The organism is Pyxidicoccus sp. M15, assembly GCF_056858435.1.
In genome coordinates this window covers 6705001-6731760 of record NZ_CM166495.1, presented here as the reverse complement: position 1 = coordinate 6731760, position 26760 = coordinate 6705001, and the positions used below count along the sequence as shown (strand labels likewise).

Genomic DNA, 26760 nt, shown 5'->3' with positions numbered 1-26760 from the left:
GGTTTCCATGGAAGAGAAGAACCGCTACCGCAACACGGAGTCGATGATCGTCCACGGCAATCCCTCCTTCCAGGCGGCGAAGGAGGCGGGGCTGCTGGACCTGTCGGTGCGCAACACCGGCCGCGGCTCGCTCGCGCTGCCGGACGGGCGCGAGTTCATCAACATGTGCTCCTGCTCGTACCTGGGGCTGGACTCGCACCCCGACGTGCTCGAGGGCGCGATTGGCGCCCTGCGCCGCGAGAAGACCATGGACATGGCCATCTCCCGGCTGCGGGTGCGCGTGTCCATCCTGGACGAGCTGGAGGAGGAGCTGTCCCGGCTCTGGCGCGCGAAGACGGTGGTCACCACCACCGCCAGCGCCGCCAGCGCGGGGCTGCTGCCGCTCATCGCCTCGGGGCACCTGCTGCCCGAGAAACAGAAGCCGGTGCTCGTCTTCGACAAGGCGGCGCACTTCTCGATGAACCTCATCAAGCCCATCTGCGCGGACGAGACGGAGGTGCTCACCGCTCCGCACAATGATTTGAACTTCCTGGAGGACGTCTGCCGCAAGCACGCGCGCGTGGCCTACGTGGCGGACGGCTTCTACTCCATGGGCGGCGCGGCGGTGGTGAAGGACCTGCTCGCGCTGCAGGACCGCTACGGCCTGTTCCTCTACTTCGACGACTCGCACTCCCTCTCCCTCTACGGCACGGCGGGCGAGGGCTTCGTGCGGACGCTGATTGGCGGCGAGCTGGGGCCGCGCACCATCATCATCGGCTCGCTGGGCAAGGGGTTCGGCACGGCGGGTGGGGCGGTGATGCTCGGCGCGGCCCACCACACGGACCTGGTGGGGCGCTTCGCGGGGCCGCTGGGCTGGTCCCAGAGCCTCTGCATTCCCGCCATTGGCGCCAGCCTGGGCTCGGCGCGCATCCATGGTTCACCGGAGCTGGCACAGCGGCAGCAGGCGCTGCGCGCCAACATCCGCGCCTTCGACGCGCGCATCCCCACGCGCACCCTGGGCGAGGACTTCCCCATCAAGGTCATCGAGGTGGGGCCCGAGGCCGCGGCGGTGGAGCGCTCGCGCCGGATGCTGGAGCGGGGCTTCTACACGTCGGCCGTGTTCTTCCCCATCGTCCCCAGGGGGCGGGCGGGCCTGCGCATCATGATGCGCGCCAACCTGTCCCTGGATGACGTGAATCGCCTGTGTGACGCCGTGCAGGAAGTGTCAGCCCCGGTGGCCTGAAGAGAGAGAAAGCGGAGGCGTCATGCCGTTGCCCATTCCCAGCAGGACCTACCTCGTGACTCCCGCCCTGGACCCCACGCGCTTCGACAAGGCGGTGGTGGTGGGGGCGGACGTGGGGCTGCTCGACCTGGAGGACGGCGTGCCTTGTGCCCTCAAGGCCGAGGCCCGCCGGCTCGCCGTCGACCACCTCTGCCGCGACCGCCCCAGGGGCCCCATGTCCGTGCGCATCAACAGCCTGCGCACCGTGGAGGGCCTGCGGGACGTGCTCGCCCTGCTGGACGCGGGTGCCCAGCCGGATGCCATCCTGCTGCCCAAGGTGGAGTCGCCCGTGGAGCTGCAGCAGCTCGACGAGCTGCTCGGCGAGCGAATCCCGGACGCCGTGCTGCTGGCCATCATCGAGACGCCCCGGGGCGTGTCGGCGGTGGATGCCATCGCCGGCGCCACGCCCCGGCTGCGGGGCCTCATCTTCGGCGCGGCGGACCTGTCGTCACAGCTCGGCGTGCCGCTGACGTGGGAGCCCATGCTGTACGCACGCTCGCGCATCGCCATGGCCGCGGGCCTCGCCGGGCTGGCCGCCATCGACTCGCCCTTCTTCGACCTGGAGGACCCGGCGGGCCTGGTGGAGGAGACGCGCCGGGCGCGTGCGCTGGGCTTCACCGCGAAGATCGTCATCCACCCGGACCAGGTGGACCTCATCCACGAGGCGCTCCGTCCCAGCGCCCACATGGTGGACCACGCACGGCGGGTGCTGGCCCAGGCGGATGACGGGAAGGGTGGCATCCACCTCGTCGGCGGCAACATGGTGGGCCCGCCGCTGGTGGCGGCCGCGCGGCGGGTGCTGGCGAGCGTGAAGCTGGAGGAGGCCCTGGAGCCCGTCGCGCTGCGCACGAGCGCCGGCAGGGGAGACACATGAAGAAGATGGTCACCGCCCACAAGAAGGTGGGCAAGCAGCGCTACCGCGAGACGCACGGCCTTTTCTACGAGGACTTCGAGGTGGGTGACGTGTTCGAGCACCGGCCCGGACGCACCCTCACCGACGTGGACAACATCTGGCAGTCGCTGCTGTGCCTGAACACGCACCCGCTCCACATCGACGCGGTGTATGCCAGCAAGACGGAGTGGAAGCGGCCGCTGATGTCGAGCCTGGTGACGCTGGCCATCGTTGGAGGTATGAGCCTCAACAGCACCAGCGCCAAGGGCGTGGCCAACCTGGGCTGGGACAAGGTCCGTCTCACCGCCCCCGTCTTCGTGGGCGATACCATCTACGCGGAGAGCCGCGTGCTGGACAAACGCATGTCGAAGTCGCGCAAGACGCAGGGCGTGGTCTCCGTGGAGACGAAGGGCTTGAAGGCGGACGGCACCGTCTTCATGACCTTCGAGCGTTCCTTCCTGGTGCCGCTGCGCAAGCACGCGGTGGACATCGATGCCAACTACTGAAGCGACCATGCGGGCTGTGGTGCTGGAGGAGTTCGGCGGGCCGGAGGTCATGCGGCTGGGGGAGGTGCCCCGTCCGCAGCCGGGCCCGCGCCAGCTGCGCGTGCGCGTGCGCGCCGCCGCCCTGAATCGCGGGGACACGGTGCAGCGCAGCGGCGGCTACCCGCTGCCTCCCGGCATCAAGAGCCCGCGCATGGGCATCGAGGTGGCGGGCGAGGTGGAGGCGGTGGGCGCCGAGGTGCGCGGCTTCACCCCGGGCCAGCGCGTCTTCGGCCTGGTGGACGGCGGCGGCTACGCCGAGGCGTGCCTCATGGAGGAGGGGATGGCCGTCCCCATGCCGGACGGCTGGTCCTTCGTGGACGCCGCGGCCACCCCGGAGGCCTTCATCACCGCCAACGAGTCGCTGCTGGAGCTGGGCGGCCTGCGCAAGGGCCAGTCCGTGCTCATCCACGCGGGTGGCAGCGGGATTGGCACCGCCTGCATCCAGGTGGCGCGCGCGGTGGGGGCGAAGGTGTTCTTCACCGTGAGCACGGAGGAGAAGCGGCGCCGGTGCCTGGAGCTGGGCGCCGACGCGGGCGTGCTGCGCACGGAGCGCAACTTCGCCCGCGAGGTGCCGGCGCTCAATGGCAACTCAGGCGTGGACCTGGTGGAGGACTTCGTGGGCGGCGCGGCGCTGGAGCGCAACCTGTCCGTCCTGAAGTTCGGCGGGTGCCTGCTGCTACTGGGCATGCTGGAGGGGATGAGCGCGGAGCTGGACCTGCGGCAGGTGGTGATGCGCCGCCTGCAGCTCAAGGGCATGGCGCTGCGCCCGCTGCCCCCGGAGGAGAAGGCGGCCGTCACCCGGCGCTTCCGCGAGCGGTGGCTGCCGGAGCTGGTCGCCGGGCGCGTTCGCCCCATCATCGACTCCACCTTCCCCATCGAGCGCGTGGCGGATGCGCACCGGCGCATGGAGTCCAACGCCAGCTTCGGGAAGATCGTCCTGGAGGTGTAGTCGCGCTCGCGGCAGCAGAAGCTGAGCGGGCGCGTTCGTGAGGTAGCCGACGCGGTGTCCATCCGCCGGTCAACTTCACCACCGCCCATTGACGCCTACCTTGAGGCCTTCATGCCCACCAGGAGCGCGTCATGCCGTTGAAGGAATACGAGCCGGGAAAAGCATTCAACGGAGTTGCTGGACGGACCTTCGAGGAGTCCGAGCCGTCCTGGCCCAGTCCGCTGCGAGCCAGGCCGGGAGCGGCGAACGTCGTCTTCATCGTCCTGGACGACACCGGCTTCGGGCAGCTGGGGTGCTACGGCTCACCCATCCGCACGCCGAACCTGGACCGGCTCGCGGCGGGCGGCCTCCGGTACAACAACCTTCACACCACCGCGCTGTGCTCGCCCAGCCGTTCCTGCATCCTGACGGGCCGCAACCACCACTCCAACGCCATGGCGTGCATCACCGAGGGGGCCACCGGCTATCCCGGCTCCAACGGCTCCATCCCCTTCGAGAACGGCTTCCTCTCTGAATTGCTCCTGCCCCACGGGTACAACACCTTCGCGTTGGGCAAGTGGCACCTGACCCCCGCCGAGCAGGGGAGCGCCGCCGGGCCCTACGACAGGTGGCCGCTGGGACGCGGCTTCGAGCGCTACTACGGCTTCCTCGGTGGCGACACCCACCAGTACTTCCCGGACCTCGTCTACGACAACCACCAGGTGAGGCCGCCGAAGACGCCTGAGCAGGGCTATCACCTCACCGAGGACCTGGTGGACCACGCCATCGAGTTCATCGCGGACGCCCGGCAGGTCGCGCCCGACAAGCCCTTCTTCCTCTACTTCGCGCCCGGCGCGATGCACGCCCCCCACCACGTCCCGCGGGAGTGGGCGGAGCGCTACAGGGGACAGTTCGACGACGGCTGGGACGCATACCGCGAGAAGGTCTTCCAGCAGCAGAAGCGGATGGGGCTGTTGCCGAAGGGCACCCGCCTGTCGCCGAGGGATCCGGACGTCCAGGCCTGGACGTCGCTGTCCGCCGACGAACGCCGTCTCTACGCGCGGATGATGGAGGTGTTCGCCGGGTTCCTCGAGCACACCGACCATCAGCTTGGCCGGCTCATCCAGTTCCTGGAGGGGACGGGGCAGCTCGAGAACACGATTCTCATGGTCGTCAGCGACAACGGCGCCAGCGCCGAGGGTGGCCCGCATGGGTCGGTCAACGAGAACCTGTTCTTCAACAACGTCCCCGAGCGGCTGGAGGACAGCCTCGCCGCCATCGATGACCTGGGGAGCCCCAGGTACTACAACCACTATGCGTGGGGCTGGGCCTGGGCGGGCAACACGCCCTTCCGCCGGTGGAAGCGGGAAACCTACCGTGGCGGCACCAGCGACCCCTTCATCGTGCACTGGCCCAAGGGCATCAAGGCCCGGGGAGAGGTGCGGGACCAGTACGCCCACGTGATTGACCTGGTGCCCACCGTGCTGGATTGCCTCGGGCTGGAGGCACCGAAGCAGGTCCGCGGGGTGACACAGTCCCCCATCCAGGGCGTCTCATTCGCGCGGAGCTTCGACGACGCGAAGGCGGAGAGCCTGCACCGCACGCAATACTTCGAGATGTTCGCGCACCGGTCCATCTACCACGAGGGCTGGCGCGCCGTGTGTCCGGTGCCCGGGCCGTCCTTCGCCGAGGCCGGCATGGGCTTCGGTGAGCTGATTGTCACCGAGGACAAGCTGCGCGAGCTGGATGCGAAGGGCTGGGAGCTGTACCACGTCGCCGAGGACTTCTCCGAGACGAAGAACGTCGCGGCGAGCCATCCCGCGAAGCTCATCGAGATGATTGCGCTCTGGTACGTGGAGGCCGGCAAGTACAACGTGTTGCCATTGGACAGCCGCGGCGCCACCCGACTGGCGGAGGAGCGCCCGCAGCTCGCCAAGGGCCTCCAGCGGTATGTCTTCTACCCGGGCACGTCGACCGTCTCGAACAAGATTGCGCCACGCCTCCTCAACCGGCCGCACAGCATCACCGCCACGGTCGAAATCCAGAACGGCGCGGAGGGCGTCCTCGTGGCGCAAGGCGGTGCGTCCGGCGGGTACTCGCTCTACGTGAAGGACCACCGGCTGCACTACGCCTACAACTACGTGGGCATGGAGCAGCACCACCTGGCCTCGAGCGTGACGATTCCCGAAGGCCGGCATGAGCTCCGCTTCGAGTTCGAGCCCACGGGAAAGCCTGACGTCAGGCACGGCAAGGGCTCGCCGGGGCGGGCGCAGCTCTACATCGACCGCCAGTTGGCCGGTCAGCTCCAGCTCCCGGTGACCATTCCGCTCGACATCGGCATCACCGAGGGCCTCACCTGCGGGCGGGATGAAGGCTCCCCCGTGACGGAGGACTACCGCACGCCGTTCCCCTTCACCGGGAAGCTCGAGCAGGTCGTGGTCGACGTGTCCGGCGACATCATCGAGGACAAGGCGGCCGAGATGCGGAACATCATGGCCCACCAGTGACGGCTTGGGCCCCTCGCCGGCGGGAGGGGGGCTCGACCTCTCCTGTCGTGTGCGGTCGCGGATGTCGTCGGCGAGCCGCCCATCCCTCCCAGAAGGGATGGGTGTCCTTCCACCATGGGCTGGCCACCCTGTCTGGCGTGCGAGAGCGGCCCGCGGCCCGTCAAGGGCCGAGGGCATGAAGCCCGGGGGCGGTCCGCACGGTTCAGGAAGGCGGAAGCGGCATGGCAACTCAGGAGAAGAAGGGCAAGACGTCGGGCAACGGCCACGGGCGCGGCGGGAACGGAAAGGGCGAGGGGCAGCGCAAGCCGAACATCCTGGTCATCTGGGGAGACGACATCGGCTTCTGGAATGTCAGCGCCTACAACCAGGGGATGATGGGCTATCGCACGCCCAACATCGACCGCATCGCCAAGGAGGGCGCGCTGCTGACGGACTGCTACGGGCAGCAGAGCTGCACCGCGGGCCGCGCGGCCTTCATCACCGGCATGAACCCGCTGCGCACGGGGCTCACGACCATTGGCATGCCGGGCGCGGACTACGGGCTCCAGGAGGGCGACCCCACCATCGCGGAGCTGCTGAAGCCACTGGGCTACACCTGTGGCCACTTCGGCAAGAATCACCTGGGGGACTCGAACCGGTTCCTGCCCACGGTGCACGGCTTCGACGAGTTCCACGGCAACCTCTACCACCTCAACGCGGAGAACGAGCCGGAGTGCCCGGACTACCCGAAGGACCCGGCCTTCAAGGCGAAGTTCGGCCCCCGGGGCGTGCTCCACTGCCATGCCACGGACCGCGATGACCCCACCGAGGACCCGCGCTGGGGCCGCGTGGGCCGGCAGCGCATCGAGGACACGGGCCCGCTGACGAAGAAGCGGATGGAGACGGTGGACGAGGAGTTCCTGGCCTCCTCGCTCTCCTTCATGGAGCGCGCGGTGAAGGACGACAAGCCCTTCTTCATCTGGCACAACACCACGCGCACGCACGTGTGGACGTTCCTGCAGGAGAAGTACCGCAACAAGACGGGCAAGGGGCTGTACGCGGACGCCATGGCGGAGCTGGACGACCACGTCGGCGTGCTCCTGGCGAAGCTGGATGAGCTGGGCATCGCCGACAACACCCTCGTCGTCTTCTCCACGGACAACGGCGTGGAGAAGATGGGCTGGCCGGATGGCGGCAATGCGCCGTTCCGGGGAGAGAAGGGCTCCACCTGGGAGGGCGGCGTCCGCGTCCCGTGCGCGGTGCGCTGGCCGGGCGTCATCGAGCCGGGCCGCGTCATCAACGACATCTTCGCCCACGAGGACTGGATGCCGACGCTGGTCGCCGCGGCGGGCGGCCCGGAGGACCTGGTCGAGAAGTGCAAGCAGGGCCACCAGGTGGGGAACAAGAAGTTCCGCGTCCATCTGGACGGGTATGACCAGCGCGCGTTGCTGGCCGGCACGGAGCCCGGCCGGCGCCACGAGTTCATCTACGTCCTCGACAGCGGCAGCATCGCGGCGGTGCGGTACGACGACTGGAAGGTCGTCTTCAGCTACCAGGACGGCGAGGGCCCCGACATGTGGTTCAGCGGCAAGCGCTTCAACCCGGCGTGGCCGTACCTCTTCAACCTGCGCTCCGACCCCTTCGAGTACGCGACGCACTCGGGCCTGTACACGAGCTGGTACGGCGAGCGCATGTTCCTCTTCGTCCCGGCCCAGGGGCTGGTGAAGAAGTTCGCGGAGAGCCTCATCGAGTTCACGCCGAGCCAGGCACCCGGCAGCCTGAGCATCGGGCCCCTGAAGGAGCGCGTGAAGGAGAAGATGCGGCAGGCCCAGGACAACGGGAAGTCCGAGGTGGGTGACCAGGTCATGGCGCTCGCCAACGAAGTGGAGGAGGCCCTTCGCCGCTTCCAGCAAAGCCACGCCTGAGTCCCACCGTCCGGCCCGGGAGGCAGCCAGCGAAGGCTCGTTCGCTCGGCTGCCCCCGGCACCCGCCCAGGCTGTCCGCTCGGCGGGGTGAGCCTTATCTAGAAGGCGGCATGCTGACTCCGCCTTCCACCCATCCCGGCCTGCCGATGCGCGAGAAACATCCCGCCCAGCAGGGGGATGGACGCGGCCGGCTCCCGCCCCAGCGGGAGAAGCTCCTCCAGGCGCGCATCAAGGACCTGTCGCTGCGGCTCGCGGGCACGCAGCTGGAGCGCGACATCGCGCAGCTCCACACGGAGCTGGAAGCCAGGGGCATCTCCTTCAAGCCCCAGTGCTACCTGTCCGACGAGTGGGGCTGCCCGTCCGGCGTCCCCGTCATCGGCGTGCCCTTCTACCTGGCGGACGCGGATCTGCACTCCATCGAAGCGGAGCTGGGTGGAAGCGTGGAGACGGAGGAGGAGATCCTCATGTACCTCCGCCACGAGGCCGGCCACGCCTTCAACTACGCCTACCGGCTCTATGACACGGACGAGTGGCGCAAGGTGTTCGGCGACTACTCGCGCCCCTACCGCGACGACTACAAGGCGCGGCCCTTCTCGCGGCGCTACGTGCATCACATCTCCGGCTGGTACGCGCAGAAGCACCCGGACGAGGACTTCGCGGAGACCTTCGCCGTCTGGCTCACCCCCGGCAGCGACTGGCGCAAGCGCTACCAGGGCTGGGGCGCGCTGAAGAAGCTCCAGTACGTGGAGGACGCGGTGGCACGGCTGGGCCGCGCGCCGCCGCTGGTGCAGCTCGCGGAGCCGGACCTCACCACGGAGGAGATGGAGGGCACCGTCCTGGACCACTACCGCCAGCGCGAGCTGGACGCGAAGGTGGACCTGGAGCTGCGCGACGCCTTCGACCAGGCGCTGGAGGACATCTTCTACGGCCCGGGCGAAGCTCCCGCCCGCGCGGAGACGCTGGTGCGCTCCGAGCGCCAGCGCCTGCTGAGCGCGGTGAGCCGCTACACCGGCGTCAGCCCCAACGTGGTGCGCGCCCTGGTGGACCACCTCGCCGAGCGCACCGCCACGCTCGGCCTCACCCTGCACCCGGACGACAGCCGCGAGGCCGCCGTCCACATCGCCTCGCTGGTGACGGCGCTGGCGATGAACCACCTCTACACCGACCGCTTCTACGAGGAATGACCATGCCCGTCGGCCCCCTGCGCATCGCGGTCCTCCACTACCAGCCGAAGGGAGAAGCACCCGACGCCGTCGTCGGCCAGGTGCGCGCCGCCCTGGAGGAGGCGGGCCACACGACGGTGGACGTCGGCGTGGACGAGAGCGTCACCGACCTCATGCGCCAGGTGTCGTGGAGCCGCGCGGACCTCGTCTTCAACATCTGCGAGACGTTCGCCGAGGACTACCGGCTGGAGGTGAATGTGGCCGCGGTGCTGGAGCTGGCGCGCGTGCCCTTCACGGGCTCGGGGACGGCGGGGCTCCTGCTGGCGCAGGACAAGATCCTCGCCAAGCAGCTCCTCCAGTTCCACGGCGTGCTCACCCCGCGCTTCGCGACGTTCGACGGCGACTCCTTCCAGACGAGCGGCGACCTCAAGTTCCCGCTCATCGTGAAGCCGGCGCGCTCGGACGCCTCCATGGGGTTGGGCGTGGAGAAGGACATGGAGGGACTGGCGCGGCGCGTGCGGAAGATTCGCGAGGAGTTCGACGACGAGGCGCTCGCGGAGGAGTTCATCGAGGGGCGGGAAATCTACGTGGGCGTGCTCGGGGACCACGCGAATCCGGACGTGCTCCCGGTGGTGGAGCTGGACTTCGGGAAGAAGTGGAGCCGCAAGCGGATGAAGATCGCCAACCGCGAGGTGAAGTTCGCTCCGGAGACGGAGGGCAGCCCCCGGCTGGTGATGCCGCATGACTTGTCGGACGAGCTGCGCGGGCGCGTGGAGCGGGCCGCGGTGACGGCCTTCCGCGCGCTCAAGCTGCGGGACTACGCCCGCATCGACTTCCGCGTGTCCAGCCGCACGAACGAGCCGTACCTCCTGGAGGTGAATCCCAATCCCTACCTGGAGGCGCAGTGCGAGGTGGCGCTCGGCGCGCGGGAGCGGGGCATGTCCTACGCCCAGCTCGTGCAGCGCATCGTCGAGGTGGCCGCCCGCCGCCACGGCCTGTCGAAGGGCCGGGCACCCCACGCCACGTCGCCTGCTTCCGGGCACGTCACCGCGCACTGAGCGGCCCCGCGCCGAGGGGGAGGAAGGCGTCGCGCCGGTTGAAGCGTGCGGTGCGCGGCGTTATAGCCGCGCATGCACGGCGGCTCATGAGGAGCGGGCCGGGCCCGGACGAGGCGCGCCGTACCCGGTCAGGACAAGACGACGCGAACACGGGAGTCGTGCGTCATGTCGTGGATTCTGCTCATCATCGCCGGGCTGCTCGAGGTCTGCTGGGCCATCGGGCTGAAGTACACCGAGGGCTTCACCCGCCCCATCCCCAGCATCCTCACCGGTTCTGCCATCGTCGCCAGCATGGTGCTGCTGGGCCTGGCCGCGAAGACGCTGCCCATCGGCACGGCCTACGCGGTCTGGGTGGGCATCGGCGCGCTGGGCGCGGCCGTGCTGGGCATGGTCCTCTTCCACGAGCCCGCCACGCCGCTGCGCATCTTCTTCCTGTCGCTGCTGCTGGTCGCCATCGTCGGGCTGAAGGCCACGAGCGGCGCCGGCGAAGCCCCCTGACGCCCCTCGGGGGGTGGGGAGGAGTTTTTTCAGACCCACCCCCTCCAGCGCGTTCCATTTCTACAGGGAAGCAAGGAGGGCGGGCCGCAAGAGTCCGATTTTCCTCATCGTGGCGTTGGCACGCGGACTGCTTTGGGCAGCAACCGCGTATGAGGTCTCCAAGGAACATCCACCGCCCGTACACGGTCGAAATCGCGACCGAGGCCTGGGGACAGGTCTCCCACCTGCCACGCGAAACCTACCGCGCCATCCAGGCCCGGCTGGAGTCGCTGGCCCAGCAGTTCGCGGTGGCGCCCCCGGAGCCTTCCATGGAGGAGGTCCCGAGCTTCCTCATGGAGGACCTCATCATCCACTACACGGTGGATACGCGGCGCCGCCTCATCGAGCTCGTGCGCATCCGGGAGTGAGGCCCGGCCCTCAGGGCCTGGCGCGAGGAGACGCAGGGCTGAGGGCCCCTGGCCTCACGCCGCGGGTCGTGGGGCCACTTCACCCACCACCCGCATCAGCCGGCCCAGGTCCAGCGGCTTGGGAACCACGGCCCGTAGGGGCATGTCCTCGGGCACGGTGGAGCGGGCTGTCACGGCCACCACCGTGACGCCTTCCAGGGCCTGCTGGAGCTGAAGCATGCGCAGCAGCTCCTCACCGCCCATCACCGGCATCATCCAGTCCAGCAGCACCACGCAGGGACGTGGGAGCTGGCTGAGCGCCAGCAGCGCCTCGCGTCCATTCGCGGCGGAGGAGACCTGGTGCCCCTTCGCCCGCAGATACTCGGTGATGCCCTCTCGTGTGTCTTCGTTGTCCTCGACGACGAGGATGTGTACGCACCTGAAACCCATGATTGGCCGGGACATGACGTGGCCATGTCCCATCTCCTCTCCCCCGACCCGACGCCCCACCTCGCGCGGAATTTAGGCCGTGCTTTTCAAGAGGCGAGCCACCGCCAGACCTTCACGGTCCTCCCTCCGGACGGCGGGCGGGCAGGCGCGGAAAGGGGCGGCGCTCGTGCGTCCCGCCCCGGGCGTGCAGGTGCGGGACGGGGCCGGTGGCGCTCACCGTGGTGACGTCGGGGTGCCGGGAGACCTCTCGCGTCTAGGTACTCTCCCGCAGGTGTGGAGGTGGGGTTTGCGCGCTCGGAGCGGCGGCACCCAGAATGTGCCACCTCTCTGGATTCACCAGGGCGTCTTCGTTTCCTGTTCCCTGTCTGGAATGGGATTGCCCGCCGCAAGGCGCGAGGGCCCGCGATTTCTTCCCCCTGTGCCCGGATGCGACTCTCCCTCACGCAGAAGCTCACCCTCGCGCCGCTGCTGGTGGCGCTGTTCTTCACGCTGCTGTCGTTCGGCTACACCGTGCCCCGCATGCGCCAGTCCTTCGAGGACCAGGGGCGCGAGCTGGGCGCGGCGGTGCCCACGGCGCTGGCCTCCACGCTGACGAGCCAGCTCCGAGGGAAGGACCCGACGGCGGTGCAGGCCACGCTGGACACCGTGGCCCATGAAGGAAAGCTGGCCTTCGTGGCCGTGGTGGATGCGAAGGGCGACCTGGTGGCGGTGGCGGGCCCGCACGCGCGCACGCTCCGCGAGCACCACGGGCAGCTGGCGAAGGCCGCGAATGGAGGCGCGCTGCTGTCGGGCGGCTCGGAGCTGCTGGACATGAGCGCGCCCATTCCGGGCGGGCTCGGTGTGGTCCACGTGGGCTTCAACCGCACGGAGGCGCGGGACAGGGTGGAGGACATCCTGGGCAACCTGAGCCTGGTGCTCCTGGGCGCGCTGGTGTTGCTCACGGGGTTGGCCTTCGCGCTGAGCCGCCGCATCGTCGCGCCGCTGAACGAGCTCACCGCGGCGGTGCAGCGCATCGCCGAGCACGGCGACCTGCGCGAGTCGGTGCACATCAGCTCCACGGACGAGGTGGGGCAGCTGGCGCGCGCCATCGGCATCCTGGTGGGCAAGCTGAAGGACTTGCTGCACCAGCTCCAGTCGTCCACGGAGCTCTTGAGCGACTCGGTGACGGGGCTCAACGAGTCCTCCGAGGAGCAGAACCAGATGGTGACCCGCAGCGCCGCGGCGCTGCAGGAGACGCAGGTGACGGCGCAGGAGATTCGCCAGACGGCGCTGATGGCGTCGGACTCGGCCGAGTCCGTCATCCAGGTGGCCGAGCGCGCCGAGTCCCTGGGGCGCACCGGCGAGGAGGCCGTCGCCGCGAGCATCGAGGGGCTGGTGGACCTGCGCGCGCAGGTGGAGCAGATCGCCGAGCGCATCATGTCGCTGGGCGAGCGCACACGGCAGATCAGCGGAATCACGGAGACGGTGAAGGACCTGGCGGACCAGTCCCACCTGCTGGCCGTCAACGCGGCGATTGAGGCGGCGCGCTCGGGGGAGCACGGCAAGGGCTTCTCGGTGGTGGCGCGGGAGATTCGCGGCCTGGCGGACCAGTCCATCCGGGCGACGAACCAGGTGCGGGCGATTCTCTCCGACATCAGCGAGGCCATCGCCGGCACGGTGGACATCACCGCGGCGGGCACGGCCCGCATGGAGGCGGGCCTGACGCAGGTGCGCACGTCCGGGGACACGCTGCGGCAGCTCACCGGCATCGTCAAGGACAGCACGAACTCCGCGCGGCAGATTGCGCGGACGGTGAGCCAGCAGGCCACCGGCATCGAGCAGATCTTCACCGCCGTCAGCGAGCTGAACACGCTGATGGGCGACACCGTGAAGCGCATCTCCACCACCGGCGACGCGGCGGTGTCCCTGAAGCTGCTCTCCGAGCGCGTGTCCCAGGTGGTGCGGGCCTACCGCGTCTGACGTTTCAGCCCTTGCCGTCGCCCGAGCGGGCCTCTGCCAGCGCGGGCGCGGGACGGAGGCGGGGCAGCAGCCGCGCGGCCATCTCCCCCACCGAGCGCACCGGCCGGGCACCGGGCTCGGGGATGCGCGCGGCGAGCAGGCCCGCGCCCAGCCGGGCCACGGAGGACAGCACGAACAGCACGTGCAGGTTCACCCAGTCGTGGCCACCCAGCATGAACTGCTGCGGCAGGGCGGCGGCGATGGCGCCTCCCAAGGCGGCCGCGACGGAGTAGGCCAGCCCGCCCGCGGTGGCGAAGGCCGCGAGGTAGAAGGGCCGGCCCTTGCGCGGGGCCACGGTGAGGGGCAGCGCGAAGATGGCCAGGCCATGGCCGCTCCACAGCGAGCCGGCCAGCAGCACGTCGAACAGCAGCGGCCACAGGGTGCCCGCGGACGGCAGGAGCCACAGCACGGGGATGGCGCTGATGCCCAGCGAGCACGCCATCAGCACCGGCTGCGCGCCCACCTTGTCGATCATCTTTCCCCACAGCGGCGCTGTGAGGATGCGCACGCCGGCCACCGCCGCGGCATGCAGCGCCATGATGACGAAGGTCATCTTGAGGTTCTGCAGGCTGTGCAGCGCGAAGAAGGGCGCGGACACGCCCACCGCCGCGTTCCACGCCATCTGGTAACCCAGCACGCGCCGCGCCGTCGGGTCCTTCAGCGGCACCAGCGCGCCCTTCAATTCCAGGCGCGGGGTGGTGCCCGGCGGGGCCGGGTCGTGCTGCGTGGCCATCAGCAGCGTCGTCACCACGCCCATGACACAGGCGCCCAGCGCGAGCAGGGGCAGCCCCAGGCCCACGCCCTCGGGCTTGCGAAGCCTGTCCATGAGCAGGCCCGCGGTGAGCGAGGCCAGCGTACCCGCCAGGGTGGTGAGCGCGGTGCGCCGGCCGAAGAAGCGGCCCCGCACCGAGCGCGGCACCAGCTCCCCCATCCACGCCACCCACGCGTTGTTGCCCACCACGCCCAGCAGCGCGGAGCCGCCGGCCACCGCCAACAACAGATGTTGCTGCGCGGGGAGGCTCAATCCCAGCCACGGCAGCACGACCAGGGGGAACATCACCAGTCGCGACAGGCACACCGCGGTGAGCGCCACCCGGCGGTGGCCAAAGGTGGACGTCAGCCACGCCGCGGGGAACTGCACGAACTGGGCGAAGAAGGGCAGGGCCGTCATGACGCCGACGAGGAACGGCCCCAGTTCGAGGGCAATGGCCCAGGCCGTGAGCACCGTGGCGCCCGCGCACGCGGTGAACACCTCCGCGAACATGCCCTCCACCACCGAGGCGCCCATGGTGCGCCGCAGCCGGCCGGTGGCCCGGGTGGAGCCGGGGCCCGGCCCGTCCGCGGGCGGCGCGCCCAGGAGCGGCGCGGAAGAGCCCGGCAGCGACGAGCCGGGGCGGAACAGCGGGACGGCGGTGGCGAGCGAGGCGAAGCTGCTCAGGACGTGACGGCGGAAGGCGGCGGGGCTCAACGCGTTCCTTCTTCGAAGAGCGACGGGGCCCCCCGTCTGTCGCACAGCCCGTCCGGCCCCTCAATCCGCCCCCGGGTGAACCCCGCGCGCACGGTCGCCCCCCATGCGGGCGCCGGCCACATGTCCCACCTCGCCCGCCCGCCTGGAGGGGGGCGCTGGATTCAGGTGCAGTTCACGCGGTCTTGAACTATATGAACGGGCGAGGAGACGGCGCACATGGACCTGGCTCGTGAGCTGACGGACTTTCTGGGGGCGGTGGAGCAGCGGCTTGGGAGCACGCTCGTGGACGGCGACGCCGGCCCGGACGTGAAGGGAGACACCCTCATGGAGGCCGCCCGTCACCTGTGCCTGGGCAGCGGCGGCAAGCGAGCGCGTCCCATGTTGGTGCGGCTGTTCGGCGGCGCCGTGGGCGTGAAGCCGGAGCGGCTGGTGGACGTGGCCGTCGCCTCGGAGCTCATCCACTCCGCCAGCCTCCTGCACGACGACGTGGTGGACGCCGGCATGTTCCGCCGCGGCCGGCCCACGGTGAATGCGCGCTGGGGCAACATCGTGGCGGTGATGAGCGGTGACCTCATCCTCTCCACCGGCCTGCACCAGCTGTCCATGCTGGACGCGCGCCTGACGCGCAGCGCGCTCTCCGTCGTCTCCGAGATGACCCGCGCCGCCATCGCCGAGGTGGAGGCCCGAGGAGACCTGGACCTGCCGCTCAACCGGCTGCGCTTCATCGCCGAGGGCAAGACGGGCTCGCTGTTCGGCTGGTGCGGCAGCGCCGCGGCCACGCTCTCGGACAGCCCGGACGCCGTGGAGCGCTTCGACGGCTTCGGCCGCCACCTGGGCGTGGCCTTCCAGATTGCCGACGACATCCGCGACATCCTCGGCACGGATGTGGGCAAGCCGCGCTACGCGGACGTGCACTCGCGCACCCCGTCCATGCCCATCCTCCTGGCGGTGGCCAAGGACGAGTCCCTACGCCGCAAGCTGAAGGACGCCTGGGCGTTCTCCACGATTACGCCCGAGCGCACGAAGGAGATTGGCTCGGCGATCGAGGCCACGGGCGCGGTGGAGGCGTCCATGGCGCGGATGAACGTGGAGATTGAAGCGGCGCTCGACAAGCTGGGCCACTTCGCCACGGACCCGGCCGGCGCGGAGCTGGTGGGCTGGGCGCGGAAGCTGTCCGCCGGCATCGCCGAGCAGGTCCAGGGGCGCGCTGCATGAAAGGCTACCTGTGGACGGGGGCGCCCGGGAGCCCGACATCCGACGTGCCAGCGCAGGAAGGAAAGCTGGCGCCGTGGGAAGCCATCGCGGTGGACGCGGTGGGCAATGTCATCGAGTTCTGGGGCTTCAAGCGCAACCAGGGCCGGGTGTGGGCACTGCTGTATCTGCGTGGGGAGCCCCTGACCGCGGGAGAAATCGAGCGCGAGCTGGACCTGTCCAAGGGCGGCGTGTCGATGCTGCTCAGGGACCTCGAGCGCTGGGGGGTCATCCAGCGGGTGCGCCTGCCGCAGGACTCGGCGTGGCGCTACGCGGCGGAGACGGACCTGGTGCGGATGGTGACGCACGTCATCGAGGAGCGCGAGGCGGGCTTCGTGGCGCGCATCCGCGCGGACCTGGCGGAGGCGAGGCGGCTGGCGGAGTCGATGAGCGGCGTGCCCGGCGAGCGGCTGGCCCGGCTGGAGAAGATGACCACGCTGGCCGAGCACGTGGAGCGCGCGCTGCGGCTGTTCATCAAGACGTCCCGGCTGGACGTGTCCGGTGTGCTCGCCGTGTTCCGTGACGAGGCGGGCCCGTCGCGCCGGGAAAAGCGTTAAGGAGGGCGGACATGGACTCGCACTATGACCAGGTGATGAAGGCGCGCGAGGGGGCGGACCCCACGGCCACGCGCCTGTATTTCGCGTACTCCACCATCCTGGACCGCGCCGCCTTCGACGAGTGGAAGCAGCAGCACAGCTACGGCTTCTTCGAGCTGCCCGAGGGGCGGCTGGCGGAGGCGGTGGACGTGGACCTCGTCTATGACTTCCCCTCGCGCTGGTGGGGTGGGCGGGTGGCGGGGTTGGCGGACACGGCGGGCGGCAGGGTGTTCGGGCGCCTGTTCGAGATTCGTGGCCAGGACTGGCCCATCGTCCAGCACAAGGAGGGCTTCGTGACGGGGATGTGCGTGGAGCGCCCGGTCCGCGTGCGCGTGGACGGCCAGGAGGTGGAGGCCACGGCGTTCGTCACGAACCCGCGGCGCGCCTCGCAGGACGGCCCGGTGAGCCCGCGCTTCGTGGAGGCGCTGGTGCGCGGCGCCCAGGCCGCGGGCCTGCCCGCGGAGTACGTGGAGCGGCTGAAGCGCGGCGCGTAGCTCCCATCCGACAGGGTGCGCTGGTGGACAGCTTCTGCGCCCCCCGGGCTTCCCACGAGCCCGGGGATGCGCAGGTTGTTCCGCGCCCATGTTCTTCTTCTTCTCGAACAAGCTTGGCTGCCTCGGCAGCATCGCCGTCTCCGCTGCCCTGAGCGCGGTGCTCTACTTCCTCTTCATGCGCTGAGGGGCCCGCCGGCTCACGGCTCGCCGCGCCAGAGGTCGTCGGAGTCCTCGTCGCCCAGGGGGTGGACCGTCACCACGCGTCCGTCCTTGTCGGGCGTACTGCGGACCTCCTCCGACTCGGCCGGAGTGTGAGGCGCTCGCTCGGAGAAGTTGTCGTTCTGGAGGTGTCGCTGGCGTTGCTCGCTCGTCCCTCCGTAGCCCTCGACGATCTTCTTCTTCGCCATCTCCTGCCTCCTGCTCCGGGTGGAGCATCAAGCCCAACGCTGGGGGCGAGGGGAGGGGGAAGCAAGCGATGCCCGGCGCGCGCCCGCCACTGCAACCGCAGGGCAGGCGAGCGACCTCCATTCAAATGAAGTGTCGTGCCTACATGAACGGGTCTTCAGTCTGTCGCCGCTGATCGCGGCTCGGGCCTGAACGGACCCTCAGTGAGTGGCATCGAAATTGCGCACTGTCATGCCTACATGAACACCTCTTCAGGTGTTTCTGAGGTGGCTCTGGACGCGCCATGCCTACATGAACGGACCTTCAGCCATTTTCTCCACCCTCCACGGCTCAAACACATACCAATCAATGACATATCAATTGCTTGCCCCGATTGTTGTTTCGAGGGATTTGTATGTATTTGATTGAGTCCTCGTGTCACGCTGCGTCCACCCACAGGTGGGGCAGGTAATCCGGACCTATGTCGGAATCCTGGGATACTCTCCCTGTCGCATCCACCCTCACGGACGGGGAAGATCATGAAGCGCAGCACACGGTGGCTCGTTGCATGTTTTTCGCTCTCACTCGCGGCTTGCGGCTCGGAAGGGCCGGAAGCGGCCCAGGCACCTCGGGAGGATGGCGTCTCCCGAATCGCGGACATCGAGGCGGCGCTGCGGGCGCTGCCGGGCACGGAAGTCCTCGGCCTGAATGACGACGGCGTGCCGTACATGCTCGGCGGCCCGCTGGGCGAGACGGGCCGTGGCATCTCAGGCGCCTCGGCCCGCCAGGCGCATGCGCTGCTGATGCCGGCGCTCGAGCGCATCCTCCCGGTGTTCCGCCTCCGGACGCGGGACCTGGTGCCCCTGAGCGCCTCCACGGACGAGCAGGGCCACACGCACCTGCGCTACGCGCAGACGAAGAATGGCCTGCCGGTGGTGGGGCAGCAGCTCATCCTGCATCTGGACGAGAAGGGCCGGGTGTACTCGGTGAACGGCACCGCCCGGGACGGCGAGAGCGTCGCCTCCGAGCCGCGCATCAGCGCGCAGGCCGCGCGCCAGTCGGCGCTGGGCTCCACGAAGGGCGGCAACACCGTCGTCGGTGAGCCCCGGCTCGTCTACGTGCGCGCGCCCGCGACGGAGCGCCTCACGCTGGCCTTCCAGGTGCAGGTGGAGGGCGAGGAGGACGGCACGCCGGTGCGCGACCAGGTCTTCGTGGGGGCACTCGACGGAGCGGAGGTGTGGCGCTACGCGGAGGTCCACACCGCGAGGAACCGCCGGGTGTGCTCGGTGGGCGGCACGAACAACGGCACCTGCCGCAACGAGGGGCAGCCCGCGACGGGTGACGCGGCCATCGACACGGCCTACGACAACCTGGGCCGGTTCTACGACTGCTTCAACGTGAACTTCGGGCGGGATAGCTACAACAACGCGGGCGCGCAGCTTTATGCGCGCGTGCACTACATGAGCAACTTCCCGAACGCGTACTGGGACGGCACCAGCATGGTGTGCGGCGACGGGAATGGCACCACCCTCGGCCCGGTGTGCGCGGACCCGGACATCGTCGTCCACGAGGTGACGCACGCGGTGACGGACCACACCTCCGGCCTCATCTACTCGGGTGAGTCCGGAGCGCTGTCCGAGTCGTACTCCGACATCTTCGCCGCGTACTGCCACAGCTGGGCCACCGGCCCGTGGATCATGGGCACCGACGTATGGAACATCGGGGAGCTGGCGTGGACGCCCCCCACTGCCGGGGACGCGCTGCGATACATGGACGACCCCAAGCGGGACGGTGCCTCGCTGGACTACTACGCGGACTACAACTCCACCGTCAGCGTGCACTACGGCTCGGGCATCATCAACCTGGCGTTCAAGCTGCTGTCCACCGGGGGCCTGCACCCGCGTGGCCGCTCCTCGGTGAACGTGCCGGGCATCGGCATCCAGGCCGCGGGCCGCATCTTCTACCAGGCCAACCTGAACTACTTCACGGCGACCACCACCATGGCCCAGGCGAAGACGTACACCCGCCTGGCCGCGCAGGCCCTGGGCTACGGAACGGCCATCCTGGACGCGGTGGACAAGGCCTGGCTCGCGGTGGGCGTGGGGGCGGCGACTCCGCCTCCGTCTTGCACGCTGCTGACCAACGGTGTCATCCGCACCGGCATCTCCGGCGCGGCGAGCTCGCAGCAGTACTTCTGCCTGGATGCGCCGGCCAACGTGCCCGTCGCCATCACCCTGAGTGGCGGCACGGGGGACGCGGACATGTACGTGAAGTTCGGCGCGGCCCCGACGACGTCCTCGTATGACTGCCGGCCGTACCTCACCGGCAACAACGAGACGTGCAACTCGGCCGCGCGCCCCACGGCGGGGCGCTACTGGATCATGCTGCGCGGCTTCTCGGCCTACTCGGGCGTGTCGCTCAAGGGGCAGTACTAGCCCTGCATCACCCCCGGGCGTCCCGTCCTGTGCATGGGACGCCCGGTGGTGCGCCTGCTCCGCGTCAGTGCGGTGCGACCGCGTCCGCCGCGGCGACGGGCGTCCCGGTGTTCCGGGACACCCGGGGGAAGAACAGCCCGGCGGCGAAGGCGGCCACGGAGAAGGCGCAGATGAGCCAGAAGTTGACGGTGAGGCCCGTGCCGAGCGCGCCGCTGAGCGTCTTCAGGATCTCCGGAGGCACCCCGTGGCCATGCTCGGGACCGAGCAGTGCATTGGCGGCGGAGATGGGGATGCTCGGGTCCTTCATGAGCTGGGACACCATGACGCCGCCCATGATGCCCACGCCGAGCACACCGCCGATGGTGCGGAAGAACATATTGCTGGCGGTGGCCACGCCGCGCAGCTCCCAGCCCACGCTGGTCTGCACCGCGATGAGCAGCGCGGTGGACGCGAAGCCCAGGCCCACGCCGAACAGGCCCATCGCCAGCTGGAGCAGGAGGATGGGCGAGTCCGGCTTGAGGAGCAGTGCCATTGCCCCGGTGCCCGCCACCGTGAGCCCGAGCCCTCCGACGATGAGCGGGCGGAAGCCCGTCTTGAGCATCAGCCGTCCCGCGAACAGGGCGGCGGTGGGCCAGGCGACGATCATCGGGGTGATCATCCCGCCCGCCAGCGTGGGCGAGCCCCCGAGCACGGCCTGGACGTAGAGCGGCACGTAGGTGGTGGCTCCGAACATCGCCGCGGAGAAGCAGGCCCCCGCCACGGAGGAGATGGCGATGGCGGGCTGCTTGAAGATGGACATGGGAATGACGGGCTCCGGCGCCCGGCGCTCCACGAAGACGAAGGCGACGAGCAGGACGACCGCCGCGGGCAGCGCCCACAGGTTCCGTCCGAGGCCCTGGACGCCGAAGAGCAACGCCACCACGCCAGCGGCGAGCAGCGCCGCACCCGCGTAGTCGAGCTGCTGCGACCTGCGCTGCACCTGCTCATGGAAGAAGGTCATCAGCAGGAGCGAGGTGGCCACGCCCACGGGGACGTTGATGAAGAAGATCCAGTGCCAGGAGAGGTACTTCACGATGAGGCCGCCGGTGAGCGGACCCACCAGCCCGGCGATGCCCCAGACGGCGCTGAAGGCGCCCTGCACCTTCGCGCGCTCCTCGATGGTGTAGATGTCCCCGATGATGGTGAGGGAGACGGGCTGCATGGCCCCCGCGCCCAGGCCCTGCAGGGTGCGGAAGGCGATGAGCATGTTCATCGAGGTGGACAGGCCGCTGGCGATGGAGCCGACGAGGAACAGGCCGGTGCCGAAGAGAAGGATGGGCTTGCGCCCGTACAGGTCCGACAGCTTCCCGTAGATGGGGACGGTGATGGTGGAGGACAGCATGTACGCGGTGAAGACCCACGCGTAGCTCTGGATGCCTCCCAGTTCACCCACCACGGTGGGCATGGCGGTGGAGACGACGGTGACCTCCAGCGCCGCCATGAAGAGGCTCAGGGCGAGTGCCAGGGTGGTCAGGGGACGATGGGTCTTTCGCATGGAGTCGGAGCCGGGAACGCGCCCTTGTAACGGGAGCGGGCAGGGGCCGCCACCGTCATGAGGGCCCTGCCGGCCGTTCCGTCCAGCACCCGCGAAGCCGCACGCTCAGCGAAGGCCCGTGCCCACTTCCCGCAGTTGCCGGGCGGCTCGCTTGATGGCGGCGCGGATGCGCACGTAGGTGCCACACCGGCAGACGTTGTCGCTCATGGCCGCGTCGATGTCGGCGTCCGTCGGGTCCAGGTTCTTCCGCAGGAGGGCGACGGCGGCCATGATCTGCCCGGGCTGGCAGAAGCCACACTGCGCGACGTCCTCGGCGATCCATGCCTGCTGTACGGGATGGAGCCCTCCACCGCCCAGCCCTTCGATGGTGGTGACCCGCGCGCCCGCCACGCCGCTGACGGACTGGATGCAGGGGCGGAAGGCCTCGCCCTCCAGATGGCTGGTACAGGCGCCGCACACGCCCACACCGCAGCCGTACTTCGGGCCCGTCACGCCCAGCATGTCTCGCAGCGCCCAGAGCAGCGGCAGGTCCGCGGGGGCATCCACCGACACCGTCTGGCCATTGAGGATGAACTGGTAGGCCGGCATGGTCAGGCTCCTGCGTCGAGCAGCGGGAAACGGGTGGGCATGGTGCCGGTCGCTCGCGCGATGGCGTTGGTCAGGGCCGCGGCGGCGCTCGGGTAGCCGAGCTCTCCCACGCCGCCGACGCGGTCGTCGGAACGGACGAGGTGGACCGCAATCTCGGAGGGGGCCTGCCGCATGCGGAGCCACCGGTAGTCGGCGAAGCTGCCTTCGCGCACGGCGCCCGCGTCGATGTGGATGCCGGCGCTCAGGGTGGTGGAGAACGCGTCGATGGCCGCGCCCTGGAGCTGGGCCTCGATGCCCTTCGGGTTGATGGGCAGGCCGACGTCCGCGGCGATGACCACGCGAAGGACCCTGGGCGCTTCGCCGGTGACGTCGACCTCGACGAGGTGGGCGATGGCGCTGTCCCACTCCTCGAGGACGGCGACACCCTGCGCGACCCCGGGCGGCAGCGGCCGGCCCCATGCGCCTTCGAGCACCACCTTTTCCAGCACGGCCTTCAGCCGGCTCGACGAGAGCTGCGAGCGCCGCAGCTCCACCGGGTCGCGCCCGAGCTCGCGGGCGAGCTGGTCGATGAATACCTCGTTGGCCACACCGACCTGGCTGGTGAACACCGAGCGGAACGACGCGGTGGGGATGGGGAGGGAGACCTCGCGGAGCTCCTGGCCCACCAGCCCGAAGCGGTACGGCACGTGCTGCGTCAGCGCGAAGAACGTCGCGCTGGTCACCTCGGGAAGGACGATGCCGAGCAGGGAGGTGAGGAGGTCCCCGAAGCCGTGGGGGAACTCCACGGTGGGAATGGCGGCACGGTGGTTCCAGCCGAGGATGGAGCCGTTCGCACCGACATACGCGAGGATGCGGTGGTGACTGGCGGGCCGGTAGCGCCCGTGCCGCATGTCGTCGTTGCGGGTCCACATCAGCTTCACCGGCCGCGAGAGCGCGCGAGAGCTGAGGGCGGCCTCCACGGCGGCCTCGGCGAAGAACCGGCGGCCGAACCCGCCGCCGGCCCGAGCGGTATGCACGGTGACCCGCTGCGGGGTGAGGGCCCAGCCCAGTGCCTGTGCGACCTCGCGCTGGACGAACTTCGGGTCCTGCGCGCCCAGCCAGAGCTCGGCGCTGTCGGCCGTCACGCGGGCCACGCAGCTCTGCGTCTCCATGGGAGCGTGGGCGAGGTAGGGAAAGTCGAAGCGCCCTTCCAGCGTGCGCGCCGTGAACAGGGGAGGAAGCGGACGCGCGCCAATGGCATCACGCAGGCGGGCGCGGATGTCCGCATCGGACAGGTGGCTGGCCGGGCCGGGAGCCCAGGAGACGCTCAACGCATCCCGGGCCGCGAAGGCCTGCGAGAAGGTCCCGGCGGCGACCGCCACTCCCGTGGGGATGCGGGCCACGCCGAGCACGCCCGGCATCGCCAGCGCCGCCGAGGCGTCGAAGCTCCGCACCGTGCCGCGCAGCGTAGGAGGCCGTGCGATGACCACTGGCACCGCGCCGGGGATGTCCAGGTCGAGCGCGTATCGTGCCGTCCCGGTGACGAGCTCCGTGGCATCGATGCGGCCCGTGGGCTGGCCGACCACCGTGTACGCGCTCGGGTTCTTCGGCTGGGCTGAGACGAGGAGGAGCAGCACGCGCGCCGCGTCCTCCGCCAGCGAGCCATAGCCGGCACGGCGCCCATCGGGAGCGACCACCTCACCCTTCTCGGTGATGAGGCTCTGCGCCGGCACGTGCCACCGGTTCGCGGCCGCGGTGACGAGCCGGGCGCGAGCCGTCGCGGCCGCCGCGCGGAGGGGGCCCGCGAGGTAGCGCATCGTCGACGAGAGCCCCGTGAGCTGGATGACCCAGCGGGGGTCCGCGTCGGCGGTGCGGACCTCCACCGCGTCCAGGCTGACGTCCAGCTCCTCGGCCACGAGCATGGCCACACCGGTGGTGATGCCCTGGCCCATCTCCGTGCGGGGCAGGGTGGCATGGATGCCTCCATCCGCCTGGATGGCGACGTAGGCATTGAGCGAGGTCTCGTCGGTGGACGCCTGGGGCGCCTCGGCCTCCGCCGCGTCGGCCCGAGGGATTTCGAGCCCCAGCCGCGCCGCGACCACCAGCGCGGGCGAGGCCACAACCCAGGTGAGGAACCGGCGACGATCCACCACGACTTCATTCGGTTGGGGCGTGTCCGCCATGCGGCGAGCATGGCATACGGTCCACTGCGCGAGAACCCGCGAGCCTCAAACCCCGCGAGCCTCGAACCGACTCACGTGGTAAGGCTCGGGGCATGACCGTTCGGCAGTTCGACGTGGTGGTGCTCGGCTCCGGCCCGGGCGGAGAAGGCGCTTCGATGAAGGCGGTGAAGTCCGGCCGCCGGGTGTGCACCGTGGAACAGAGCCCCTTCGTGGGTGGCGCCTGCACGCACACCGCGACGATTCCCTCCAAGGCGCTGCGCCATGCGGTGCAGCGGCTCGTGGACGTGCAGGGCGACCATCCGGAGCTGCGCGCGGAGCTGGCGCGCACCACCACCCTCAAGGACATGCTGCGCGTGGCATCCTCGGTGGTGTCGCGCCAGGTGCAGCTGCGCAGCACCTTCTACGAGCGCAACCGCGTGGATCTGGTGGTCGGCCAGGCCCGTTTCCTGGACGCACAGACGGTGGAGGTCTCCGAGCCTCGGGGCTCGAGCGAGCTGCTGTCCGCCAAGGCCTTCGTCATCGCCACCGGCTCGCATCCCTACCGCCCGGCGGGAGTGGACTTCAGCCACCCGCGCATCTTCGACTCGGACACCATCCTGAAGCTGCGGGAAGCCCCGCAGACGATGATCATCTACGGCGCGGGCGTCATCGGCTGCGAGTACGCCTCCATGTTCCGGATGCTCGGCGTGAAGGTGGACCTGGTGAACACGCGAGATCGGCTGCTCTCGTTCCTCGATGACGAGATCTCCGACGCACTCTCGTATCACCTGCGCGAGCAGGGAGTGCTCATCCGCCACCAGGAGGAGATGGACCAGGTGGAGGCGCGTAACGACGGCGTGGTGCTCCACCTCAAGAGCGGCAAGCAGCTCAAGGCGGACACCTTCCTGTGGGCCAACGGGCGTACGGGCAACAGCGCCGGCCTGGGGCTGGAGGCACTGGGCATCGCCGTGGACTCGCGCGGCTGCATCCAGGTGAATGACGCGTACCAGACCGCCGTGCCCCACATCTACGCCGTGGGCGACGTGGTGGGAGCGCCGTCACTGGCGAGCGCCTCGTACGACCAGGGTCGCTTCGCCGCCACGCACATCGTCGAGGGACGGCTGGAGCACAAGCTGGTCAAGGACATCCCCACCGGCATCTACACCAGCCCGGAGATCAGCAGCCTGGGACGCACCGAGCGCGAGCTGACCAAGGCCGGCGTGCCCTACGAGGTGGGCCACGCCTTCTTCAAGAGCCTGGCGCGCGCGCAGATAACCGGACGCACCGTGGGCATGCTGAAGCTGCTGTTCCACCGGCAGACCCGGGAGCTCCTGGGCATCCACTGCTTCGGGGACAACGCCTCGGAGATCATCCACATCGGACAGGCCATCATGGCGCAGGACGGCCCGGGCAACAGCATCGACTACTTCATCAACACCACGTTCAACTACCCCACCATGGCCGAGGCCTACCGGGTGGCCGCGCTCAACGGGCTCAACCGGCTGTTCTGAACGGCAGGAGGGCAGGGGAGGTGCCGAGCGCGCTGCTGGCTGGACGCAGTGGTTTGAGCTCCTTCGAAGGCGGAAGAAAGAATCCAACGAAGCGGTTGACTCAAGACCCGGCGGTGATAGAAGCCGCGCCCCGCTCGACGCACCACCCGGCCCGACGCAGAGCCTGGTGGGAACGAAGAGCGGGGGAAGAAGAGTCAGCAGGTAGCGGTTGACTCGAAACGCGGCGGTGGTAGAAGCCGCGCCCCACTCGACGGACGGTTGGCCGGCAGCGGCCAGGCGGTTGCGAAGAGCGGGGGAAGAAGAGTCAGCAGGTAGCGGTTGACTCGAAACGCGGTGGTGGTAGAAGCCGCGCCCCTCGCACCGAAGCCCGCGCACTGGCGCGGAAGGCACTTCGGAGGCGGGACAGCAGCACCGACAGATTGAATACGGCGGTCACCGAAGCAGGTTGACGGACGACGCGGCGACGAAGTAGAAGCCGCGCCCCCGACAGAGAAAAGCCCGGGAAGAAGTGAAGCGGGCGGCTCGGTTGGGAAGGTCACGAAGCAGCGGTTGACAGGGACGGCGGCAAAGCGGTAGAAGCCGCGCCCCCTCGAAAGAAAACAGCGGAAGCCACTGGGCGGCGCTGAGGACTTCGAGAGGCCCCGAGAAAGCGAAAGCAGATGTTGCAAGCGGACGCGGACTCGAATAGAAGATGCAACCCCGCCGGCTGAAAGCAGCGGGCAGCAGACGAAGCAAACGGTAGCAGAAAGTCGCGGGTGGTACAAGCGA

Annotated in this window: 22 protein-coding genes and 1 riboswitch; of the genes, 16 read left to right on the top strand and 6 right to left on the bottom strand. The window is 69.6% G+C overall.

What is annotated here, in order from left to right; all coding sequences use genetic code 11:
* Positions 1–7 precede the first annotated feature (7 nt).
* The 10 genes from ACX9TP_RS25100 to ACX9TP_RS25055 all read left to right on the top strand — a co-directional run bounded on the left by ACX9TP_RS25100 (position 8) and on the right by ACX9TP_RS25055 (position 11163).
* A complete protein-coding gene (locus tag ACX9TP_RS25100; protein WP_482973141.1) occupies positions 8–1222 on the top strand; it encodes an 8-amino-7-oxononanoate synthase family protein in 1215 nt (404 codons plus the stop codon).
* Positions 1223–1244: 22 nt separating this feature from the next.
* Positions 1245–2135 carry an aldolase/citrate lyase family protein gene (locus ACX9TP_RS25095; protein WP_482973140.1) on the top strand — a complete coding sequence of 297 codons (891 nt, stop codon included), beginning with the start codon at positions 1245–1247 and terminating at the stop codon, positions 2133–2135.
* Positions 2132–2659, top strand: a complete 528-nt coding sequence (locus ACX9TP_RS25090; protein ID WP_482973139.1) for a MaoC/PaaZ C-terminal domain-containing protein — start codon at positions 2132–2134, stop codon at positions 2657–2659. Before ACX9TP_RS25095 ends, ACX9TP_RS25090 begins: the two co-directional genes overlap by 4 nt.
* Before the next feature lie 7 nt (positions 2660–2666).
* Positions 2667–3647 (top strand): NAD(P)H-quinone oxidoreductase, encoded by a 981-nt coding sequence (locus tag ACX9TP_RS25085; RefSeq protein WP_482973138.1) that lies wholly within the window; start codon positions 2667–2669, stop codon positions 3645–3647.
* A 131-nt stretch (positions 3648–3778) separates the two neighbouring features.
* Positions 3779–6133 carry an arylsulfatase gene (locus tag ACX9TP_RS25080; RefSeq protein WP_482973137.1) on the top strand — a complete coding sequence of 785 codons (2355 nt, stop codon included), beginning with the start codon at positions 3779–3781 and terminating at the stop codon, positions 6131–6133.
* A 221-nt stretch (positions 6134–6354) separates the two neighbouring features.
* Entirely contained in the window at positions 6355–8037 is a 1683-nt protein-coding gene (locus ACX9TP_RS25075) for an arylsulfatase (RefSeq protein ID WP_482973136.1), read from the top strand.
* A gap of 110 nt (positions 8038–8147) precedes the next feature.
* The gene (locus tag ACX9TP_RS25070; RefSeq protein ID WP_482973135.1) at positions 8148–9221 is read left to right on the top strand and encodes a putative zinc-binding metallopeptidase; all 1074 of its coding nucleotides are present in this window, start codon (positions 8148–8150) and stop codon (positions 9219–9221) included.
* A gap of 2 nt (positions 9222–9223) precedes the next feature.
* Positions 9224–10258, top strand: coding sequence for a D-alanine--D-alanine ligase family protein (locus tag ACX9TP_RS25065; RefSeq protein WP_482973134.1), 1035 nt, complete (start codon positions 9224–9226; stop codon positions 10256–10258).
* Positions 10259–10334: 76 nt separating this feature from the next.
* Positions 10335–10406: riboswitch (guanidine-III (ykkC-III) riboswitch) on the top strand.
* Positions 10407–10423: 17 nt separating this feature from the next.
* Complete coding sequence (gene sugE, locus ACX9TP_RS25060; RefSeq protein WP_482973133.1) at positions 10424–10756, top strand: quaternary ammonium compound efflux SMR transporter SugE; 333 nt, start codon at positions 10424–10426, stop codon at positions 10754–10756.
* Between the two features lie 149 nt (positions 10757–10905).
* Complete coding sequence (locus tag ACX9TP_RS25055; protein WP_482973132.1) at positions 10906–11163, top strand: hypothetical protein; 258 nt, start codon at positions 10906–10908, stop codon at positions 11161–11163.
* A gap of 54 nt (positions 11164–11217) precedes the next feature.
* Here ACX9TP_RS25055 and ACX9TP_RS25050 read toward each other — a convergent pair whose 3' ends face one another.
* Positions 11218–11592 (bottom strand): response regulator, encoded by a 375-nt coding sequence (locus ACX9TP_RS25050; RefSeq protein ID WP_482973131.1) that lies wholly within the window; start codon positions 11590–11592, stop codon positions 11218–11220.
* A 426-nt stretch (positions 11593–12018) separates the two neighbouring features.
* Between ACX9TP_RS25050 and ACX9TP_RS25045 the strand changes: the two genes are divergently transcribed.
* Positions 12019–13551: a methyl-accepting chemotaxis protein gene (locus ACX9TP_RS25045; protein WP_482973130.1), complete on the top strand. Its 1533-nt coding sequence runs from the start codon at positions 12019–12021 to the stop codon at positions 13549–13551.
* A 4-nt stretch (positions 13552–13555) separates the two neighbouring features.
* On the opposite strand, the gene ACX9TP_RS25040 is transcribed toward ACX9TP_RS25045, so the two are convergent.
* Positions 13556–15058 (bottom strand): MFS transporter, encoded by a 1503-nt coding sequence (locus tag ACX9TP_RS25040; protein ID WP_482973129.1) that lies wholly within the window; start codon positions 15056–15058, stop codon positions 13556–13558.
* Positions 15059–15274: 216 nt separating this feature from the next.
* Between ACX9TP_RS25040 and ACX9TP_RS25035 the strand changes: the two genes are divergently transcribed.
* Genes ACX9TP_RS25035 through ACX9TP_RS25025 form a run of 3 tightly spaced genes read left to right on the top strand, consistent with a single transcriptional unit; the run spans position 15275 to position 17399 of the window.
* Positions 15275–16273, top strand: coding sequence for a polyprenyl synthetase family protein (locus ACX9TP_RS25035; RefSeq protein ID WP_482973128.1), 999 nt, complete (start codon positions 15275–15277; stop codon positions 16271–16273).
* Positions 16270–16866 carry a GbsR/MarR family transcriptional regulator gene (locus tag ACX9TP_RS25030; RefSeq protein ID WP_482973127.1) on the top strand — a complete coding sequence of 199 codons (597 nt, stop codon included), beginning with the start codon at positions 16270–16272 and terminating at the stop codon, positions 16864–16866. The genes ACX9TP_RS25035 and ACX9TP_RS25030 overlap by 4 nt, the downstream gene beginning before the upstream one ends.
* 11 nt (positions 16867–16877) lie before the next feature.
* Positions 16878–17399 carry a gamma-glutamylcyclotransferase family protein gene (locus tag ACX9TP_RS25025; RefSeq protein WP_482973126.1) on the top strand — a complete coding sequence of 174 codons (522 nt, stop codon included), beginning with the start codon at positions 16878–16880 and terminating at the stop codon, positions 17397–17399.
* A 197-nt stretch (positions 17400–17596) separates the two neighbouring features.
* On the opposite strand, the gene ACX9TP_RS25020 is transcribed toward ACX9TP_RS25025, so the two are convergent.
* Positions 17597–17806 (bottom strand): hypothetical protein, encoded by a 210-nt coding sequence (locus ACX9TP_RS25020; protein ID WP_482973125.1) that lies wholly within the window; start codon positions 17804–17806, stop codon positions 17597–17599.
* Positions 17807–18322: 516 nt separating this feature from the next.
* Here ACX9TP_RS25020 and ACX9TP_RS25015 point away from each other — a divergent pair.
* Positions 18323–20218: a M4 family metallopeptidase gene (locus ACX9TP_RS25015; protein ID WP_482973124.1), complete on the top strand. Its 1896-nt coding sequence runs from the start codon at positions 18323–18325 to the stop codon at positions 20216–20218.
* Between the two features lie 64 nt (positions 20219–20282).
* On the opposite strand, the gene ACX9TP_RS25010 is transcribed toward ACX9TP_RS25015, so the two are convergent.
* From ACX9TP_RS25010 to ACX9TP_RS25000, 3 genes are all read right to left on the bottom strand, one after another.
* Positions 20283–21752, bottom strand: coding sequence for an MDR family MFS transporter (locus ACX9TP_RS25010; RefSeq protein ID WP_482973123.1), 1470 nt, complete (start codon positions 21750–21752; stop codon positions 20283–20285).
* Positions 21753–21857: 105 nt separating this feature from the next.
* The gene (locus ACX9TP_RS25005) at positions 21858–22340 is read right to left on the bottom strand and encodes a (2Fe-2S)-binding protein (RefSeq protein ID WP_482973122.1); all 483 of its coding nucleotides are present in this window, start codon (positions 22338–22340) and stop codon (positions 21858–21860) included.
* Positions 22341–22342: 2 nt separating this feature from the next.
* Positions 22343–24502, bottom strand: coding sequence for a xanthine dehydrogenase family protein molybdopterin-binding subunit (locus tag ACX9TP_RS25000; protein ID WP_482973121.1), 2160 nt, complete (start codon positions 24500–24502; stop codon positions 22343–22345).
* Positions 24503–24594: 92 nt separating this feature from the next.
* Between ACX9TP_RS25000 and sthA the strand changes: the two genes are divergently transcribed.
* Positions 24595–25992, top strand: a complete 1398-nt coding sequence (sthA, locus tag ACX9TP_RS24995; protein ID WP_482973120.1) for a Si-specific NAD(P)(+) transhydrogenase — start codon at positions 24595–24597, stop codon at positions 25990–25992.
* Positions 25993–26760: the final 768 nt, after the last annotated feature.

Coding starts and splice junctions, on each gene's coding strand:
- ACX9TP_RS25085 (WP_482973138.1), top strand. CDS start 2,667: ATGCGGGCTGTGGTGCTGGAGGAGTTCGGCGGGCCGGAGGTCATGCGG.
- ACX9TP_RS25010 (WP_482973123.1), bottom strand. CDS start 21,752: ATGCGAAAGACCCATCGTCCCCTGACCACCCTGGCACTCGCCCTGAGC.
- ACX9TP_RS25035 (WP_482973128.1), top strand. CDS start 15,275: ATGGACCTGGCTCGTGAGCTGACGGACTTTCTGGGGGCGGTGGAGCAG.
- ACX9TP_RS25100 (WP_482973141.1), top strand. CDS start 8: ATGGAAGAGAAGAACCGCTACCGCAACACGGAGTCGATGATCGTCCAC.
- ACX9TP_RS25090 (WP_482973139.1), top strand. CDS start 2,132: ATGAAGAAGATGGTCACCGCCCACAAGAAGGTGGGCAAGCAGCGCTAC.
- ACX9TP_RS25080 (WP_482973137.1), top strand. CDS start 3,779: ATGCCGTTGAAGGAATACGAGCCGGGAAAAGCATTCAACGGAGTTGCT.
- ACX9TP_RS25025 (WP_482973126.1), top strand. CDS start 16,878: ATGGACTCGCACTATGACCAGGTGATGAAGGCGCGCGAGGGGGCGGAC.
- ACX9TP_RS25015 (WP_482973124.1), top strand. CDS start 18,323: ATGAAGCGCAGCACACGGTGGCTCGTTGCATGTTTTTCGCTCTCACTC.
- ACX9TP_RS25030 (WP_482973127.1), top strand. CDS start 16,270: ATGAAAGGCTACCTGTGGACGGGGGCGCCCGGGAGCCCGACATCCGAC.
- ACX9TP_RS25055 (WP_482973132.1), top strand. CDS start 10,906: ATGAGGTCTCCAAGGAACATCCACCGCCCGTACACGGTCGAAATCGCG.
- sthA (WP_482973120.1), top strand. CDS start 24,595: ATGACCGTTCGGCAGTTCGACGTGGTGGTGCTCGGCTCCGGCCCGGGC.
- ACX9TP_RS25020 (WP_482973125.1), bottom strand. CDS start 17,806: ATGGCGAAGAAGAAGATCGTCGAGGGCTACGGAGGGACGAGCGAGCAA.
- ACX9TP_RS25000 (WP_482973121.1), bottom strand. CDS start 24,502: ATGGCGGACACGCCCCAACCGAATGAAGTCGTGGTGGATCGTCGCCGG.
- ACX9TP_RS25050 (WP_482973131.1), bottom strand. CDS start 11,592: ATGGGTTTCAGGTGCGTACACATCCTCGTCGTCGAGGACAACGAAGAC.
- ACX9TP_RS25045 (WP_482973130.1), top strand. CDS start 12,019: ATGCGACTCTCCCTCACGCAGAAGCTCACCCTCGCGCCGCTGCTGGTG.
- ACX9TP_RS25095 (WP_482973140.1), top strand. CDS start 1,245: ATGCCGTTGCCCATTCCCAGCAGGACCTACCTCGTGACTCCCGCCCTG.
- ACX9TP_RS25070 (WP_482973135.1), top strand. CDS start 8,148: ATGCTGACTCCGCCTTCCACCCATCCCGGCCTGCCGATGCGCGAGAAA.
- sugE (WP_482973133.1), top strand. CDS start 10,424: ATGTCGTGGATTCTGCTCATCATCGCCGGGCTGCTCGAGGTCTGCTGG.
- ACX9TP_RS25075 (WP_482973136.1), top strand. CDS start 6,355: ATGGCAACTCAGGAGAAGAAGGGCAAGACGTCGGGCAACGGCCACGGG.
- ACX9TP_RS25065 (WP_482973134.1), top strand. CDS start 9,224: ATGCCCGTCGGCCCCCTGCGCATCGCGGTCCTCCACTACCAGCCGAAG.
- ACX9TP_RS25005 (WP_482973122.1), bottom strand. CDS start 22,340: ATGCCGGCCTACCAGTTCATCCTCAATGGCCAGACGGTGTCGGTGGAT.